The sequence below is a fragment of the Anaerostipes hominis (ex Lee et al. 2021) genome, assembly GCF_002270485.1.
Taxonomy (GTDB): domain Bacteria; phylum Bacillota; class Clostridia; order Lachnospirales; family Lachnospiraceae; genus Anaerostipes; species Anaerostipes hominis.
Genome location: NZ_NQOG01000019.1, coordinates 24,575 through 43,269, shown reverse-complemented (window position 1 = coordinate 43,269; position 18,695 = coordinate 24,575). Strand labels below are relative to the sequence as shown.

The 18,695-nt window shown below is 42.6% G+C and carries 17 protein-coding genes; 16 read left to right on the top strand and 1 reads right to left on the bottom strand.

The annotated features are described in order from the left end of the window. Nucleotides 1–19 precede the first annotated feature (19 nt). The 4 genes from nagB to CI597_RS14030 all read left to right on the top strand — a co-directional run bounded on the left by nagB (nt 20) and on the right by CI597_RS14030 (nt 3,658). Nucleotides 20–757 carry a glucosamine-6-phosphate deaminase gene (gene nagB, locus CI597_RS14045; RefSeq protein WP_024727935.1) on the top strand — a complete coding sequence of 246 codons (738 nt, stop codon included), beginning with the start codon at nt 20–22 and terminating at the stop codon, nt 755–757. Beyond that, nucleotides 754–1,875 carry an N-acetylglucosamine-6-phosphate deacetylase gene (gene nagA / locus CI597_RS14040; RefSeq protein WP_024727934.1) on the top strand — a complete coding sequence of 374 codons (1,122 nt, stop codon included), beginning with the start codon at nt 754–756 and terminating at the stop codon, nt 1,873–1,875. Before nagB ends, nagA begins: the two co-directional genes overlap by 4 nt. A 207-nt stretch (nt 1,876–2,082) precedes the next feature. Continuing rightward, on the top strand, nt 2,083–2,760 hold the full coding sequence (locus CI597_RS14035; RefSeq protein WP_207727579.1) for a L,D-transpeptidase family protein: 678 nt from the start codon (nt 2,083–2,085) through the stop codon (nt 2,758–2,760). Nucleotides 2,761–2,788: 28 nt separating this feature from the next. Further along, nucleotides 2,789–3,658 carry a radical SAM protein gene (locus tag CI597_RS14030; RefSeq protein ID WP_024727932.1) on the top strand — a complete coding sequence of 290 codons (870 nt, stop codon included), beginning with the start codon at nt 2,789–2,791 and terminating at the stop codon, nt 3,656–3,658. 63 nt (nt 3,659–3,721) lie between these two features. On the opposite strand, the gene CI597_RS14025 is transcribed toward CI597_RS14030, so the two are convergent. Beyond that, complete coding sequence (locus CI597_RS14025; RefSeq protein WP_024727931.1) at nt 3,722–4,531, bottom strand: histidinol-phosphatase HisJ family protein; 810 nt, start codon at nt 4,529–4,531, stop codon at nt 3,722–3,724. Between the two features lie 158 nt (nt 4,532–4,689). Between CI597_RS14025 and CI597_RS14020 the strand changes: the two genes are divergently transcribed. From CI597_RS14020 to CI597_RS13965, 12 genes are all read left to right on the top strand, one after another. After that, nucleotides 4,690–6,363 carry a Na/Pi cotransporter family protein gene (locus CI597_RS14020; RefSeq protein WP_024727930.1) on the top strand — a complete coding sequence of 558 codons (1,674 nt, stop codon included), beginning with the start codon at nt 4,690–4,692 and terminating at the stop codon, nt 6,361–6,363. Nucleotides 6,364–6,532: 169 nt separating this feature from the next. Further along, nucleotides 6,533–7,549, top strand: coding sequence for a type I glyceraldehyde-3-phosphate dehydrogenase (gap, locus tag CI597_RS14015; RefSeq protein WP_024727929.1), 1,017 nt, complete (start codon nt 6,533–6,535; stop codon nt 7,547–7,549). A 244-nt stretch (nt 7,550–7,793) separates the two neighbouring features. After that, a complete protein-coding gene (locus CI597_RS14010; protein ID WP_024727928.1) occupies nt 7,794–8,987 on the top strand; it encodes a phosphoglycerate kinase in 1,194 nt (397 codons plus the stop codon). Nucleotides 8,988–9,026: 39 nt separating this feature from the next. After that, nucleotides 9,027–9,776: a triose-phosphate isomerase gene (gene tpiA, locus CI597_RS14005; protein WP_024727927.1), complete on the top strand. Its 750-nt coding sequence runs from the start codon at nt 9,027–9,029 to the stop codon at nt 9,774–9,776. Between the two features lie 77 nt (nt 9,777–9,853). Then, nucleotides 9,854–11,170, top strand: coding sequence for a hypothetical protein (locus CI597_RS14000; RefSeq protein ID WP_024727926.1), 1,317 nt, complete (start codon nt 9,854–9,856; stop codon nt 11,168–11,170). 100 nt (nt 11,171–11,270) lie between these two features. Further along, nucleotides 11,271–12,812, top strand: a complete 1,542-nt coding sequence (gpmI, locus tag CI597_RS13995; protein WP_024727925.1) for a 2,3-bisphosphoglycerate-independent phosphoglycerate mutase — start codon at nt 11,271–11,273, stop codon at nt 12,810–12,812. A 123-nt stretch (nt 12,813–12,935) separates the two neighbouring features. Beyond that, the gene (gene eno / locus CI597_RS13990) at nt 12,936–14,231 is read left to right on the top strand and encodes a phosphopyruvate hydratase (protein ID WP_024727924.1); all 1,296 of its coding nucleotides are present in this window, start codon (nt 12,936–12,938) and stop codon (nt 14,229–14,231) included. A gap of 53 nt (nt 14,232–14,284) precedes the next feature. Further along, nucleotides 14,285–14,701 carry a hypothetical protein gene (locus CI597_RS13985; protein WP_024727923.1) on the top strand — a complete coding sequence of 139 codons (417 nt, stop codon included), beginning with the start codon at nt 14,285–14,287 and terminating at the stop codon, nt 14,699–14,701. A 241-nt stretch (nt 14,702–14,942) separates the two neighbouring features. Beyond that, a complete protein-coding gene (gene secG, locus CI597_RS13980) occupies nt 14,943–15,179 on the top strand; it encodes a preprotein translocase subunit SecG (protein ID WP_006565422.1) in 237 nt (78 codons plus the stop codon). A 135-nt stretch (nt 15,180–15,314) separates the two neighbouring features. Then, the gene (gene rnr / locus CI597_RS13975) at nt 15,315–17,486 is read left to right on the top strand and encodes a ribonuclease R (RefSeq protein ID WP_024727922.1); all 2,172 of its coding nucleotides are present in this window, start codon (nt 15,315–15,317) and stop codon (nt 17,484–17,486) included. Further along, nucleotides 17,449–17,919 carry an SsrA-binding protein SmpB gene (smpB, locus tag CI597_RS13970; RefSeq protein ID WP_024727921.1) on the top strand — a complete coding sequence of 157 codons (471 nt, stop codon included), beginning with the start codon at nt 17,449–17,451 and terminating at the stop codon, nt 17,917–17,919. The genes rnr and smpB overlap by 38 nt, the downstream gene beginning before the upstream one ends. A gap of 60 nt (nt 17,920–17,979) precedes the next feature. Next, nucleotides 17,980–18,636, top strand: coding sequence for a glycoside hydrolase family 25 protein (locus CI597_RS13965; protein WP_024727920.1), 657 nt, complete (start codon nt 17,980–17,982; stop codon nt 18,634–18,636). Nucleotides 18,637–18,695: the final 59 nt, after the last annotated feature.

Below are 18,695 nucleotides of genomic sequence, written 5' to 3'. Positions count from 1 at the left end.
TATAGAAAGGAAGTACAAGATGAGAGTTATTAAGGGAAAAGATTACAATGACATGAGCAGAAAAGCGGCAAATATTATTTCTGCAGAAATTATCACGAAACCAGACTGTGTTTTGGGATTGGCTACAGGTTCTTCACCGATCGGGATTTATGAAAATTTGGTGCACTGGTATGAGCAGGACGATCTGGATTTCAGCCAGGTAACCTCAGTGAATCTGGATGAGTACAAAGGACTTCCGAAAGAAAATGACCAGAGCTATGACTATTTCATGCATGAATACCTGTTTAATAAGGTGAATATCAAGCCTGAAAACATCAACATTCCGAATGGTATGGAAGAAGATTCCGAAAAAGAGTGTGCAAGATATAATCAGGTGCTTGAGGACTTGGGAGGAGTTGACCTTCAGCTTCTGGGTATCGGACACAACGGCCATATCGGCTTCAATGAGCCGGGAGAAGCATTTGAGAAAGAGACTCACTGTGTGGACCTTACTGAAAGTACAATCAATGCCAATAAAAGATTCTTTGAGAAAGAAGAAGATGTGCCGAGACAGGCGTATACTATGGGAATCAAATCCATCATGAAAGCAAAGAAAATTCTTCTTATTATCAGTGGAAAAGAAAAAGCAGGCATTGTAAAAGAAGCATTTTTCGGACCGGTTACCCCGAAAGTTCCTGCATCTATCTTACAGCTTCACAATGATGTGATTCTGGTAGCAGATGCGGATGCGCTGTCAGAGGTTGAGGATTTATTATGATTATAAAGAACGCAGATGTTTTTTGTGAGGACGGGGTTTTCAGGACAAAAGATATTTGTACAGACGGTGAAAGGATCAGCAGTTCTTCAGAGAATGATGAGATTCTGGACGCCGAAGGCTGCTATGCGGTTCCCGGGCTGATCGATATTCATTTCCATGGCTGTGTAGGACACGATTTTTGTGACGGAACAGAGGAAGCTATAAGAGAAATTGCTTCTTATGAGGCAGAAAATGGAGTGCTTGCCATATGTCCTGCAACGATGACTCTGCCGGAAGAAACACTGATGACCATCGCCAAGGCGGCGGCAGCCTACAATGGGGACAGCGGAGCAGATCTGGTTGGAATCAATATGGAGGGGCCGTTTATCAATGAGGCCAAAAAAGGCGCACAGAATCCGGCCTATATCCATAAACCGGATGTGGCAATGTATGAAAGACTTCAAAAGGCATCCAATGGTCTGTTTAAGCTGGTGGACATTGCGCCGGAAACTGAGGGCGCAATGGAATTTATCCGTCAGGTTAAGGATGAGGCGGTGATTTCGATCGCACATACGGTTGCGGATTATGAAACCGCGGTCAAAGCGATTGAACATGGAGTCAGCCATGTGACGCATCTTTACAACGCCATGCCGGGGTACAGCCACAGGGCACCAGGGGTAATCGGAGCGGCATGTGATCACGGACTGCATGTCGAGCTGATCTGTGACGGTATCCACATCCATCCGAGCGCCGTGAGAACAACGTTTAAGATGTTCGGGGATGATAAGATCATTCTGATCAGTGACAGTATGATGGCTACCGGAATGGAAGACGGAACTTATCAGCTGGGAGGACAGGACGTGAAGGTGGTCGGCAATCTTGCTACTCTTGCCGAAGGAGGCGCGATTGCAGGCTCTGCAACCAATCTCATGGATTGTCTGAGAACTGCCGTCAAGACAATGGGAATCCCACTGAACAGTGCAGTAAAATGCGCCACTGAGAATCCGGCCAGATCCATTGGCATTTATGACAGCTATGGAAGTATTTCAGAGGGAAAATATGCGAATGTTGTCCTGCTGGATAAAGACCTGGAGATCAAAGCGGTCATAAAAAAGGGAGAGATCCTGAATCACAAATAATAAAAGTTATCAGGTACCGGAGATACGCAGAAAATGCGGACTCCGGTACTTTTTTTATTTTTAGGACAGGTTTTATGCGCTCTTTCTCGAGTTTGGAGGAAAATATATTTAGTATATAAATTGTTTGTATACAAATAATATTGGTAAAAACTCTTTTTTTCTTTCTTATATTTGTGTATAATAGCCCAGTAGGAGAATACAATAGTGATGAAAAAGAGATGGATGGCAATCGTTCTTATGGCAGTGCTCATTTGGAATATGGCAGGAACAAATTTAGAAACCCGAACGGCCTATGCAGCGTCTAAACAGACAATATGGCAAAAAAAGTTCAGTCAGTACCGGTATAACAAGTCAGTAAACCAGCTGATTTTTGTGAAATACAAAAAGAAATCAAAAGCAACTGTCTATATGTATCAAAAAAGAGATCATAAATGGAAGCGCATTTTGAAATGTAAAGGTTATGTAGGGAAAAAAGGAATCCACAAGAAGAGGGAAGGAGATCTGAAGACACCTTCCGGCACTTTTGGATTCACAGGTGCTTTTGGGATCAAAAAAAATCCGGGTGCAAAGATGAATTATACCAGAGTCAATAAGTACCTCTACTGGTGCGGGGATAAAAAATATTATAATCGGCTGATAGACGTGAGAAAAAAGAAGCACCGCTGCCGCGGAGAGCATCTGATTGACTATAAATCACATTATTATTATGGAATGTTTCTTAATTATAATCCAAAACATAAATATAAAAAAGGATCTGCAATATTTCTCCACTGTAAAGGAAAGAAGCCGTACACGGCAGGATGTATTGCAGTAAGCCGGAAGAACATGAAGAAGATTATAAAAAATGCGGAAGCAGGAGCCAGGATCTGCATTTATCGAAAATAATACTGAAAGTTACCAGGAGGAAAGAAAAATGGAATATGAAGGAATGGTATACAGACCGCCGAGTGAGGCATACAGTCTGATCATACAAGCGACCATCGGATGTAGCCAGAATGACTGTATCTTCTGCAATATGTACAAAGAAAAAAGGTTCAGGATGAGGCCGATTCAGGATGTTCTGGCCGACTTCAGAGAGGCAAGAGAGTGCTACAATTCGATCGGAAAGATTTTTCTGGCAGACGGAGATGCTCTGATCTGTAAAAACGAGTATCTGAACGAGATTCTTAAATATATTCGTGAAGAAATTCCGGAATGCCGGCAGGTCACCTGCTATGCTTCTCCTAAGAGTGTCATGATCAAAACAAAAGAGGAACTCCGGGAACTGAGAGAAAACGGTCTGGATATGGTATACATGGGGCTGGAATCGGGAAATGCCCAGGTGCTTAAGTTCATGAAAAAGGGAGCCACGCCGGATGAGATGATACAGTCTGCGTCCAAGATAAAACAGGCGGGTATCCGGCTGTCAGTGACGGCTATTTCGGGGCTCGGGGGAAGAAAGCTCTGGATGGAGCATGCGGTTGATACAGGGAAAGTTTTTTCTGCAATGAAACCGGATTATATAGGACTCCTGACATTGATGATAGAACCCGGACTTCCGCTGGAAGAAAAGATCAGAAGCGGAGAGTTTGAACTGATCACTCCTTATGATAATCTGAAAGAGACAAAATTGATGCTGGAACATATGGACTGTCCGGGATGTATCTTCCGGTCCAACCATGCATCCAATTATGTCAACTTGAGAGGAACTTTGAATGAGGACAGAGATAAAATGATCGCTAAACTTGAAAAGGCGATACAGGGCAATCTGCATTTGAAAGAAGAATGGATGAGAGGATTTTAAATTTTTAAGTGATAGAAAAAGAAGGAGAATGGGTAAATAAATACATTTTCCTTCTTTTTTCTATTACAGTTTTATAAATTCCGGTGTCTGGTTCTGAAAGACGGTATAGAACCGGAAGCCGAGAGAAGTGAGGAGTTCCCGGAGCTTTGGAAAGTCGTATGCCATATGTTCGGGACAGTGTCCGTCAGAGCCGATCGTAAGAATTTCTCCTCCCAGTTCCAAATAGCGTTTGAGAATATCCGGATGGGGATTCGGATATCCGAGCCCGTACTTATATCCGCCGGTATTGACCTCTATCCCTTTTCCGTCTTCTATGATGGTTTTTAAAATTTCTTCGATCAAATCGGCGTAATCCTGATAGACAAACTGATAATTTTTATCGGGACAATAGCGCACGGCATAGTCCAGGTGGCCATATACGCAGTAGTCATGATAGACTTTGACATTCTGGAGTATCACTTCTAAATATCTTAAAAGACCTTTCTTTCCAGGATATGTTTCAAAATATATGGGTTCATATGGATCCATTTGGTCAACAATATGAGTAGAACCGATGATGAAATCAAAATCATCAGAGTGGGCAAAGTCCCGGCACTTGTCATAGGTTGTGGGCATCAGTCCGACTTCGGCGCCAAATAAAATCTGTATCCGGTCATTGTATTTGTCTTTTAATGATAATAATTCAGATTTAAATGAGGGGAGATCCACCAGAAAATCTAAATTTTCTTTATTTTCAGGATAATCAAAATCCTGATGTTCCGTAAAACAGATTTTGTTGAGAGAGAGCTCTATGGCCCTCAATATCATAGATTCCATTGAAGCCTGGGAGTCAGATGAGTGACTGGTATGTAAATGAAAGTCTGAGTGAATCATGGCGTCTCCTTTATATTTTAAAAAATGATAGGTTTTAATCTTATTATATATAATTATTAAAAAAAATACATGAAAATCAGATAAGTTACAAAAGTTTTACTTTAAATAAACAATTACCTTATGTTAAACTAAAGATGTTTAATACAGGAGGAAAAAAAATGAATACATTAGATCATCTGGGAAACCTGTTTGCCTTTGCCGGCGGATTAGGTATGTTTCTCTATGGAATGAATGTGATGGCGGACGGACTGCAGAAGACTGCCGGTAATAAGATGCGGCAGCTGTTGGGATATCTGACCAACAACCGCTTTTTAGGAGTTTTAGTGGGAGCTTTGGTCACAGCCATCATCCAAAGCAGTTCGGCAACTACCGTTATGGTCGTAGGTTTTGTGAATGCAGGCATCATGAATCTTACCCAGGCAGCAGGCGTTATTATGGGTGCGAACGTCGGAACTACGATCACCGCATGGCTTGTGTCGGCAAATGAATGGGCAGGGGCACTGAAACCTGAATTTTTTGCACCGCTGATCTTAGCCATCGGAGCATTTATTGTAACTTTTTCAAATAAACAAAAGTTAAATCAGAAGGCAGAGATCGCCGTAGGTTTCGGTGTTCTTTTTATCGGACTCTCTTTTATGTCCAGTTCCATCGGAGTATATCAGAGCAGCCCTATTTTCGCAAAGGCTTTTGAAGTTCTCGGGGGGAATCCTATTTTGGGAATTCTTGTAGGAGCTGTCGTTACAGCGATCATTCAGAGTTCTTCTGCATCCGTCGGTATTCTTCAGACACTTGCCATGAAGGGCATTGTAAACTGGCGTTCCGCCGTTTTCATTACGCTGGGGCAGAACATCGGTACATGTATCACGGCTCTTTTATCCAGTGCGGGTGCAAACAAAACCGCAAAAAGGGCGGCGGTAATTCACTTATCTTTTAACATCATCGGAGCTGCTATTTATGGAATTATCATGACCATTTTCTTCGGAGTGTTTGACCATCTGGCCATGCAGCATATTTCGAGTACGGAGATCTCTATTTTCCATTCTATCTTCAATGTATCAGTCACTGTACTGCTGTTCCCGTTTGCCAATGTATTGGTGAAACTGTCAGGACTGATTATCCACGAAGAACCGGAAGATGAGGAAGACGAGGAAGTAGAAGAGATGGTGCTGCGTCACCTGGATCCGCGTATCCTGGAGACTCCTTCTTTTGCAGTGGAAAACGCAGTCAAAGAAGTAGTGCGCATGGGTGATATCGTTCTGAAAAATATGAAGCGTGTTACGAAGGAAGCCATGAATCCGCAGCCGAGTGAAAAACAGCTGGACAAGGTATTCAGGGATGAAAAGGTCATCAACCATTTAGAAACTATGATCACCGGGTATCTTGTAAAGATCAGCAATCTGGCACTGACGGAGAAACAGAGCAAAATTGTCACGGATTTATTCTACACAATTTCGGATATCGAGAGGGCAGGAGATCATGTCGAAAATATTGCTGAATTCATGCAGATAAAGCATGACGATAAAATTGCATTTTCTGATCTTGCAAAGGACGAATTGCACAAAATGACGGCTCAGGTCATTAAAACGTTTGATTATGCCATCAGGGCTATTGAGAAAGACGATGTGGAAATTGCAAAACAGGCAATTCAGGGAGAAGAAGAAGTCGACAGAATGGAGAAAAAGTACCGGAAACAGCATATTGAACGGCTGGAACGGGAGTCATGCATACCTGAAGCCGGAGTGATCTATATTGATATGATGACAAGTCTGGAGCGTATTTCGGACTATGCCGACAATATTGCCAATTATATCATCGATGAGAATGAAAAATAAAGCTTTTGGTAATCTTGTACAAAGATATGATTTTGTATACATGAGAGAAATGCTAAAATAGACTTGATATTTTTGGACATATTGTTTAAAATAAAAAGGAAGTTTGTCAATAGATTGACAATTGACAGACAACATTAAATTATTCATTCAAGACTTAGGAGGAATTGAGATGGCAGTAAAAGTAGCGATTAATGGATTTGGACGTATCGGACGTCTTGCATTCAGACAGATGTTCGGAGCTGAAGGTTATGAAGTTGTAGCAATCAACGATTTAACAAATCCTAAGATGTTAGCACACTTATTAAAGTATGATTCTGCACAGGGAAGATATGCATTAGCTGACAAAGTAGAAGCAAAAGAATCTTCAATCGTAGTAGACGGAAAAGAAATCGAAATCTATGCAGAAGCAGACGCAACAAAACTTCCTTGGGGAGAATTAGACGTAGACGTTGTATTAGAATGTACAGGATTCTACACATCTAAAGACAAAGCATCTGCACACATTCAGGCAGGAGCTAAAAAAGTTGTTATTTCTGCGCCAGCTGGAAACGATCTTCCAACTATCGTATACAATGTAAACCATGAAACATTGACAAAAGAAGACACAGTCATCTCAGCAGCATCTTGTACAACAAACTGCTTAGCACCTATGGCTGATGCTCTTAACAAGTACGCATCGGTTCAGTCTGGTATCATGTTGACAGTACATGCTTACACAGGAGATCAGATGACTCTTGACGGACCACAGAGAAAAGGTGATTTAAGAAGAGCACGTGCAGCAGCAGTCAATATCGTTCCTAACTCCACAGGAGCTGCAAAAGCTATCGGATTAGTTATTCCTGAATTAAACGGAAAATTAATCGGATCTGCTCAGCGTGTACCGGTTCCGACAGGTTCTACAACAATCTTAACAGCAGTCGTTAAGGGAGAGAACGTAACTGTTGATGGAATCAACGCAGCTATGAAAGCAGCAGCTACAGAATCTTTCGGATATACAGAAGAAGAATTAGTATCTTCTGACATCATCGGAATCAAATACGGTTCTTTATTTGATGCAACTCAGACAATGGTTACTGAAATTGGTGACGGATTATACGAAGTTCAGGTTGTATCTTGGTATGACAACGAAAACTCTTACACAAGCCAGATGGTAAGAACAATCAAATACTTTGCAGAATTAGCATAATCATCAGCGCTGTGGATGCGGACAGGCATCAATATTCAGTGTAGTATTCTGCAATACCATACCCACAGGGCACACTGTATTTTATGCCCTTCGGGCAGCGTGCTTTGCACGATAAGGTATAAAGACTCAAATGGGTCCGGTCTTTTTGGACCGGACCCGTTTTTTTATTTTGTTTGTTAAAGAAGGCAATCCGGCAGGATAGGCATTCGATTTAATCCTATAAGAAATCCCAGGAGGAAAGAACATGTTAAACAAAAAATCAGTAGATGATATCAACGTAAAAGGAAAGAAAGTCTTAGTGCGCTGTGATTTTAATGTACCGCTTCAGGATGGAAAAATCACAGATGAGAACCGCCTGGTTGCGGCACTTCCTACATTAAAGAAGCTAATCGCAGACGGCGGGAAACTGATCCTTTGCTCTCACTTAGGAAAACCGAAAGGAGAGCCGAAACCGGAATTATCTCTTGCACCGGTGGCGGCACGTTTGAGTGAGTTATTAGGTCAGGAAGTGAAGTTTGCAGCAGACGACAACGTTGTAGGACCGAATGCGAAGGCGGCGGCAGACGCAATGCAGGACGGAGATGTCATTTTACTTCAGAATACACGTTACAGAGCAGAAGAGACAAAGAACGGAGAAGAATTCAGCAAGGAACTTGCAAGCCTCTGTGATGTATTTGTAAATGATGCTTTTGGAACTGCTCACAGAGCTCACTGCTCTAACGTGGGAGTTACACAGTTCGTAGACACTGCAGTTGTAGGATACTTAATGCAGAAAGAGATTGATTTCTTAGGAAATGCAGTCAACAATCCGGAACGCCCTATGGTAGCCATCTTAGGAGGAGCAAAGGTTTCCTCTAAGATTTCTGTCATCAACAACCTGCTGGACAAAGTCGATACATTGATCATCGGCGGAGGTATGGCTTATACTTTCATGAAAGCACTGGGAGAAGAGGTTGGAGATTCCTTACTGGAAGCTGACTACTTAGACTATGCTAAGGAAATGATGGACAAAGCAAAGGAAAAAGGCGTGAACCTGCTGATCCCTGTTGATACAGTAGTTGCCGATGACTTCTCCAATGACGCCAACATCAAGACCGTAGAGAGAGGCGGAATTGAAGCAGGATGGCAGGGTCTTGACATCGGACCGAAGACAAGAGAATTATTTGCGGATGCCTTAAAAGATGCAAAGACAGTTGTATGGAACGGACCTATGGGATGTTTCGAGATGCCGAACTTTGCGGCAGGAACTATAGCAGTTGCAGAGGCACTGGCAGAGATTGATGCTACAACGATCATTGGTGGAGGAGATTCCGCAGCAGCTGTAAACCAGCTTGGTTTCGGTGATAAGATGACACATATTTCCACAGGAGGCGGAGCATCTCTGGAATTCCTGGAAGGCAAAGAATTACCGGGTGTTGCAGCTGCAAATGATAAATAAGCTTTTTAACTATCAAGGAAAGTAATCGGAGGGTATACCATTATGCGTAAAACAATCGTAGCAGGAAACTGGAAAATGAACAAAACACCTAGCGAGACCGTAGCTTTAGTAAATGAATTAAAGCCATTGGTAGCGACTGAAACATCTGATGTAGTATTCTGCGTACCGGCAATCTGTATTCCGGCAGCGATCGAAGCTGCAAAAGGAAGCAACATCAACATCGGTGCTGAGAACATGTACTATGAAGAGAGCGGTGCCTACACAGGTGAGATCGCTCCAAATATGCTGACTGACTTAGGTGTAAAATATGTCATCATCGGACATTCTGAGAGAAGAGAATATTTCGCTGAGACAGATGAGACAGTTAATAAAAAAGTTTTAAAAGCTTTTGAACATGGAATCACTCCGATCGTTTGCTGCGGAGAGACTCTTGCTCAGAGAGAACAGGGTGTGACCATTGACTTTGTACGCCAGCAGATCAAGATTGCATTTCAGGGTGTGACTGCAGATCAGGCAAAGACTGCTGTTATCGCTTACGAGCCAATCTGGGCGATTGGTACAGGAAAAGTTGCAACAACAGAGCAGGCTCAGGAAGTTTGTAAAGCGATCCGTGAGTGTATCGCAGAAGTCTATGATCAGGCAACCGCTGATGCCATCCGCATCCAGTATGGCGGTTCTGTATCTGCTGCAAGTGCACCGGAATTATTCGCACAGGAAGACATCGACGGAGGATTAGTCGGTGGAGCTTCTTTAAAACCAGACTTTGGTAAGATCGTAAACTACAAGTAGAGAGATAAAGCTGCTGCAGAAATTATTTGCAGCAGCTTTTTACTTAAAATCGGTTTAAAGGAAATGAGAGTAAGGATATGAAAAAGAGATATATAATAATGGCATTTTTTATGATTGCAGGCTTATTTAATTGTCCTTCAGTTTATGTCAAGAAAGTCGAAGCAAAGGGAAAGACTTATACAATCAGTCCAAATAAAATTCCTAAGTCCGTTAAGAAATCTTCTGCCTACAATAAAAACACTAAGAACTCACTTCAAATGCAATATTATCTAAAAAAACTGCAAAAAGGAGGTGGCAGACTGGTTCTGAAAAAGGGGACATATAAGATCTGTTCGACTCTTTTTGTACCTTCTAATACAACAATTGAACTTAAAGAAGGTGCAGTATTAAAGAAAATAAACAAAGGTAAAAGCAACTACAAGCCTACAAAAAATATGTTTTTGCTTTGTTCTTACAAAAACAGAAATAAAACAAATGTATATAAAAAGTATAACGGACCCCAAAATATTAAATTTATAGGCCACGGAAGTAAGTCAATTATCGATTTATCTTATATAAAGGGGGCACATGGAGTATCTGGTTCTCATAATCAGAATGTAACTTTTCAGAATATAACCTTCAAGGGACAGAATGGAGGGCATTATATTGAGATCGCCGGAGTGAAAAATGTAACTATAAAAGATAACAGATTTCTTTCTGCCAAATCCAGTACAAGGAGTTCAGCATATAATAAAGAAGCAATTAATATCGATACACCAGATAAAGCGACCGGTGGATTTACACTCAGGTGGAGCAGAAAAGACCAGACTCCGAATGTAAATGTCATGATCAATAATAATGTATTTGACGGAGTGAACCGCGCAATTGGAACGCATAAATACTCACAAAAGAAAGACAAAAAAGGGAAATATTCAAAGTCTTCAGTAAATGTTTATCATCAGAGGATTCAGATTAGAAATAATCAGTTTAAAAACATTTATGATAATGCTGTCTTTATGATGAATTGGGAAAATACGACGATTGATTCGAATCAGTTTTCAAAAATTGGTTTGAAAAATAAAAGAAATACTAATACGGCAAAACATGGTGTGGCAGGAGGCGGCATCAGAAAGCTGACACTCACAAATAATCGTTTTATACAAGTGAGAAGCAGCGTCGTATATTTGAGGAGAACTGCTAATAACGGTTCAGGAAGTAAATATTATCCTCTTCTTGTTTATGTAACAGGCGCTGAGCTGCAGAAAATGGGGAGCAATTCTGCCTTGAACTGCAGCAGAGATCCTGTTTATCCGTCTTATGACATTCTAATGTTTAAAGGGGACGGTAATCGTTCCAGAGACAATGCTTACGGAATGGATTTAAAGAGTGGAAAAATAATAGCCAGGATAAAATAGTCTACAGTCAGACTCAATCTGTTATTGAATTTATAAACAATAATCGTTATAATATTAACGGATTATAAATTGACAGCCAATGAAGATAAAGGAGATAATAATGAGCAAGAAACCTACCGTTTTAATGATTTTAGATGGTTACGGATTGAATGATAAGAAAGAAGGCAACGCGATCGCAGCGGCCAATACTCCAGTCATGGACGAACTGATGAAAACATGCCCGTTTGTTCCGGGAAATGCATCCGGTATGGCAGTAGGCCTTCCGGAAGGGCAGATGGGAAATTCTGAAGTAGGACACTTGAATATGGGTGCCGGAAGAATCGTATACCAGGAACTTACAAGGATCACGAAAGAGATCCAGGATGGAGACTTCTTTGAGAACGAAGCGCTGCTTCAGGCAGTAGAAAACTGCAAGAAGAATGGAAGTGCACTCCATGCAATGGGATTAGTATCTGATGGCGGGGTACATAGCCACAATACGCATCTGTATGGATTATTAGAACTCGCAAAGAGAAATAATATCGAAAAGGTCTATGTACATGCATTCTTAGACGGACGTGATACGGCACCTACTTCCGGAAAGGGATTCGTAGAAGAACTGGAAGCAAAGATGAAAGAGATCGGTGTAGGCAAGGTAGCCACTGTTTCCGGACGTTACTATGCAATGGACCGTGACAATCGCTGGGACCGTGTGGAGAAAGCATACAAAGCCCTTGTCATGGGAGAAGGAGTAATGAAAGATTCTGCCGTGGATGCAATTGCGGATTCCTACAAAGAGGAAGTAAATGATGAGTTCGTTCTGCCGACTGTTATCACGGAAAATGGAGAGCCGACTGCTGTGATCAAAGAAAATGATTCTGTCATCTTCTTCAACTTCCGTCCGGACAGGGCAAGAGAAATCACCAGGGCGATCTGTGATGATAAGTTTGACAGCTTTGAGCGTCCAAACGGTTACTTTAAGACAACTTATGTATGCTTTACAGAATACGATGCTACAGTTCCGAATAAGCTGGTGGCATTCCATAAAGTAGAGATTAAAAATACATTCGGAGAATTCCTGGCAGAACAGGGATTGAAACAGCTTCGTCTGGCCGAGACAGAGAAGTATGCACACGTTACCTTCTTTTTCAACGGAGGCGTAGAGGTTCCAAATGAAGGAGAGGAGAGAATCCTTGTGAAATCACCGTCTGTGGCAACTTATGACCTGCAGCCGGAGATGAGCGCCATGGAAGTGGGCAGCAAACTTGTAGAGGCTATTGAGTCCGATCAGTATGATGTGATCATCGTTAACTTTGCGAACCCGGATATGGTTGGACACACCGGCATTTGTGATGCGGCAGTAAAAGCTATTGAGACAGTGGACGGATGTGTGGGCAGAGCGGTGGAAGCCATCAAAAAAGCAGACGGACAGATGTTTATCTGTGCTGACCACGGCAATGCAGAGCAGCTGGTGGATTATGTGACAGGAGCTCCGTTTACGGCCCATACGATCAACCAGGTACCGTTTATCTTAGTAAATTATAAGGACCGTGTGAAATTAAGAGAGGGCGGATGTCTGGCAGATATCGCGCCGACTCTGATCGAAATGATGGGACTTGAACAGCCGGAAGACATGACCGGAAAGTCTTTGTTAGTAAAATAAATATCGATATGACAGAAAGCAGTGTGTGTTTAAAGCACACTGCTTTCTTTTTGTATTTCAATGTATGGATTTTCATCTATCTGGATAAAATACTACTAATTACTTGTAAAGGATGTGAATGTGTTGAAATATGGCTTGTCAATAGAAGATGTTATAGGAAGAGAAGTTTTGGACTCCAGGGGAAACCCTACGGTAGAAGTGGAGGTATTGCTGTCCAATGGACATTTTGGAACCGCACTGGTGCCGTCCGGAGCCTCCACGGGCAAATTTGAGGCGATAGAGCTTCGTGACCGCGAGAAACGCTACGGAGGGCTGGGAGTAGAAACAGCAGTAAACCATGTGAATCACCGGATCGCAGACCGGCTGGTGGGAAAAAATGCACTGAACCAGATTGAAATCGATCAGATTATGATTGAAGCGGATGGGACAGAAAACAAAGAAAAGTTTGGGGCGAATGCCATCCTCGGAGCATCACTAGCCACTGCCAGGGCTGCCGCAAACGGATTGGGACTTCCGCTGTATCAGTATTTAGGGGGAAGTTTCGCGTGTAAGCTGCCGGTGCCGATGATGAACATTTTAAACGGAGGAAAACATGCAGATAACACAGTGGATTTTCAGGAATTTATGATCGCTCCGGTTGGAGCCGAAACGTTCAAAGAAGCACTGATGATGGGGACAGAGATCTACCATAAGTTAAAGAGTATTCTGAAAGAAAACCATCTGAGCACCGGGGTTGGAGATGAGGGAGGATTTGCACCGAACCTGGAAAGCTCGGAGGCAGCATTGGACCTGCTGGTAAAAGCGATTGAAAATGCGGGCTATAAGGCAGGGGAACAGATCATGATTGCCATGGACTGTGCTGCGTCAGAAATTTATAATGAAGACGAGGATGTCTATTATTTCCCGGGTGAGAGCCAGATGACCGGAAAAGAGATACGGAGAAATTCTGAAGAAATGGTTCAATATTATGAGCAGCTCACCGATCATTACCCGATTTTTTCCATTGAAGACGGATTAAACGAGGAGGATGCGCCCGGGTGGAAAGTACTCACATATCGTCTGGGAGAAAAAATACTCCTGGTAGGCGACGACTTATTTGTTACAAATAAGAAACGTCTGACAGACGGTATCGAGAATGATATGGCAAACAGTATCCTGATCAAGCCGAATCAGATCGGGACACTGACAGAAACCCTGGATGCCATAGAGACTGCAAAAAGGGCAGGATATAAAACAATCATATCCCACCGGTCCGGAGAAACAGAGGATACAACGATCGCGGATATTGCGGTGGCGACAAACAGCGGACTGATTAAAACAGGAGCGCCCTGCCGTTCTGACCGGACAGCAAAATATAACCGGTTGCTGAGAATTGAAGAAGAATTGGGTGCCTGTAAGCGATATGGATTGTATTTATAGAACGATAATAGTATAAAGAAAGAAAAAATATTTCATTGTGGAAGGGGCGGAAGATGAGAAATTATAAAAAAGTTTTATCGTGGATCATGGCAGTCTGCCTGCTTCTCACTTGGAATATTTCTGTATATGGAGAACAGACCTCAGAGAAAACAGGACAGCGGAGCAACGTTGTCCTGTTTGTACAGTTTCCGGAGGATGAAACAGATGATTTTTTTAACACCCACCAGGAGAGACTAACTTATGACAAAGGCTCCGAGCCTCTGACAGGCTTTGCGGCATATGAGCGGATTTTAAATGGCAGAGGAGAACGTAACCGTTCCTCACTATCCATTTACATAGATGCAGTTTCAGAAGGAAAATTGAAAATTAAAAATGTGTTTCCTCAGTATAACGATGCCAAAATTGTTCCCATCACAATGGAACACAGCGTGGATTATTATGACAGCTATGCAGGAGAAGCCAGATTGTAAGACGAGGCGGTCAGTAAATCAGGGAAATATAAAAAAGTGAAGGAGACATCCCGAGAAGAAAAAAATCAATCCAGAAAAGAAGTAGCGGTTCCGTCTGAAAGGTTTTCGTAAAATCATAGGAAAGCGTATCTATACACAGATCCCTGTCAAGGAAAAGTAAGATTTGAACGTATCCTTGCATTTTATGGTAAGGTGTGCTAGAATAATCAGCAGTGAGCAGAAACATTAGGAGGAAGAAGCAATGAAGACGGCATTAACTATATTATTTTTAATATCGTGCGTTGTTCTAATCATATTAGTATTGATGCAAGAAGGAAAGGAAGCTGGATTGGGATCACTGACAGGATCCACAACCTCCGGCACATATTGGAGTAAAAACAAAGGCCGTTCCAGGGAAGGGAACATTATTAAAGCGACAACCCTGTTTACAGTCATCTTTTTTGTGACAGCAGCGCTCCTTTGTTCCAGATTTCTTTAGAATGGAAACACTTCTTTAAGCAGATAATGTTTAAGAAGTGTTTTTTTATTCCACAGGAAAGTTCTGCGAACCTTCCTGTAGAATGAAAAATGCTCCGGATAGTACAGCATTGTTGCAGAAAGTAAAGGAAAGATAATGGAAAAGGAATTGTTTGATAAAAGAAAAAAAAGAATCAGAGATCTGATTTATGATAAACACTATCATCCTATGAAACAAAAAGAGATCGGCTATTTATTGCAGGTAGAGCCGGAAGACAGAAAAGAGTTCGTCCAGATTCTTCATGAACTCGTTGATGAGGGAGTCGTGGAAGTCTCTAAGAGAGGAAAATACAGCCCGGTGTCAAAGAAGACACTGACCGGGACGTTTGTATGCACCCAGAAAGGATTTGGATTTGTTTCGGTGGAAGGAGAAGAAGACGATTTTTATATCAATGAAAATGATATGAACGGAGCTTTCCATGAGGATACTGTGCAGATCGAAGTGACTGAGGAACGGGCCAGGAACGGCAGGCGGAAAGAAGCCAGAATTGTAAAGGTTCTGGAACGGGGAATGACGGAAATAGTCGGCACATTTGAAAAATGTAAAAGCTATGGATTTGTCGTTCCGGACAACTTGAGATTTGACAGTGACATTTTCATTCCGAAAGAGGAATGCGGAAATCTTACCGATGGATTTAAGGTCCTGGTAAAGATTGTTGACTACGGAGATTTAGGAAAGAGTCCGGAAGGCAGGATACTGGAGGTTTTAGGCCACAGGGATGATCCCAGAGTGGACATTTTATCGATCGTAAAGGCATACAATATTCCCACGGAGTTCGGGGAAGAAGTCAAAAAAGAAGTGGGAGCAGTGCCTTCGGTCATAGAAAAATCTTCGCTGGAAGGGCGGCTGGATCTGAGAGACTGGCAGACGGTGACCATAGACGGAGAGGATGCCAAGGACCTTGATGATGCGATCACGCTGACCAAAACATCAGGCGGCTATCAGCTGGGAGTCCATATCGCAGATGTCTCCGATTATGTGAAGGAAAACTCTGCACTGGATAAGGAAGCGCTGAAAAGAGGTACCAGTGTCTATCTGGTGGACCGGGTCATACCGATGCTGCCTCATCAGCTTTCCAACGGTATTTGTTCTCTGAATGCAGGTACAGACCGACTGGCATTGAGCTGTATCATGGATCTTGACAAGGAAGGAATTTTAAAGGGACACCGCATTGCCGAAACCGTCATCCATGTGGATGAACGCATGACATACACAAGTGTGGCACTGATTCTGGACGGCGATGAAAAAGAGCGGAAGAGATATGAAAAACTTGTTCCGATGTTCGAGCAGATGAAAGAGCTTTCTGATATTCTGCGGGAGGTGAGACATGAACGGGGAAGTGTGGACTTTGATTTTCCTGAATCGAAGATTGTGCTGAACGAATACGGAAAGGCAGTCGACGTGATTCCATCCCAAAGGAATAAGGCAACTAAGATCATCGAGGATTTCATGCTTCTTGCAAATGAAACGGTTGCAGAGAATTTTTACTGGCAGGAAATACCGTTTGTGTACCGTACCCATGACAATCCGGACGGGGAAAAAGTCAAGAAACTCAGGACGTTTCTCGAGAATTTTGGAATCGTACTGAAGCTTAAAAAAGATGAAATCCATCCGAAAGAGATACAGAAACTTTTGACAAAGGTGGAAGGCACTCCGGAGGAGGCTCTGATCAGCAGGCTCACCCTGAGATCTATGAAACAGGCCAGGTATACAACCGAGAGTTCAGGACATTTCGGATTATCTACAAGCTATTACTGTCACTTTACCTCACCGATCCGAAGGTATCCGGACCTGCAGATTCACAGGATCATCAAAGAAACTCTTCGGGGAAAACTCGATGCCAAAAGAATCCGGCATTATGAGTCTATTCTTGCGAAAGTCTCAGAGCAGTCGTCTAAGATGGAGCGGCGTGCAGATGAAGTGGAGCGGGAAGTAGAAAAACTGAAAAAGGCGGAGTATATGGAACGACATATCGGACAGCAGTACAAAGGCGTGATTTCAGGAGTGACTGGCTGGGGGATCTATGTGGAACTTCCGAATACGATTGAAGGAATGGTCCATGTGTCCAAGCTGCCCGGGGATTATTACAATTATGATGAGTCGTCCTATTCTATGACAGGAGAGAGGACAGGGCGTAAGTGGAAGCTGGGACAACCGGTAGAGATCGTTGTGACCGGAGTCGATAAGATTTTGAAGAATATTGATTTTGAGATTATTGAGGAGGATGAACATGGCGAAGACGGGCGGAACAAAGCTGATTGCGAATAATAAAAAGGCACGTCATGATTATTTTGTTGAGGAGACGGTTGAGGCAGGCATCGTATTGTTTGGTACAGAAGTAAAATCTATGAGGCAGGGACACTGCAGTATTAAGGAAGCCTTTATAAGTATTGAAAATGGAGAAGTTTTTGTGAAACAGATGCATATCAGCCCTTATGAGAAGGGAAATATTTTCAACAAGGACCCTCTCAGAGAGAGGAAACTTTTAATGCACAGTTCCGAGATTACCAGGATGATGTCGGAAGTAAACAGAAAAGGTTATACATTGATCCCTCTGCGGGTTTATTTCAAAGGCAGTCTGGTAAAAGTTGAAATTGGACTGTGCCGCGGTAAGAAATTGTATGATAAACGGCAGGATATTGCCAAGAAAGATCAGCAGAGAGAAGCGATGAGAGACTTTAAGGTCAGAAATCTGGGTTAGGACAATGGAACGGCGCTTTCTTCCGAGCATACTATAATTACAAAAAGACAGGAGGACAGTATGCACAGAAGGAAGGGTATTGACGTAAGCTATGCCGACGGCCGGATTGACTGGAGAAGAGTCAGAGAAGACAGGATAGAATTTGCAATGGTCAGGGCCGGATTCGGCGATGGAAATATAGATCAGGAGTTTGAACGGAATGCAAGAGAATGCAATCGTGAGAGAATCCCACTCGGAATCTACTGGTTCAGTTATGCATATACAAGAGAGATGGCCAGAAGAGAGGCAAAACAATGTGTCGAGATCATCAGAAGGTATCGGGTTGAATATCCCGTGGCTTTTGATTTTGAAGAAGATTCCATTGATTATGCGAGGGAACAGGGTGTCACGATCACAAAAGATCTTGCAACAGACTTTACAAGAGAGTTCTGCGATGAGATCCGAAGAGCCGGATACAAACCCATGTTTTACACAAATCTTTCTGATTTAGAGGATTATTTTGATATCCGCCGCCTCAGGGAATATGAACTTTGGCTGGCGAAATATCAGCATGTTCTCGGAGTGGACGATGTTGACATGTGGCAGTATTCCGATTCCGGAAGAGTCAGAGGCATCCGGGGCGAAGTGGACATGAATTACAGCTTTAAAGACTATGAGAAGAGAAATCCAACGGATAGGCATAGGCTCTGTCCGGAGACAAGACGAGAGGAAGAATAAAAGCTCCCCATTCTGTATGTGCCGGAGACAGGTTTATACAGAATGGGTTTTTGTTCTCT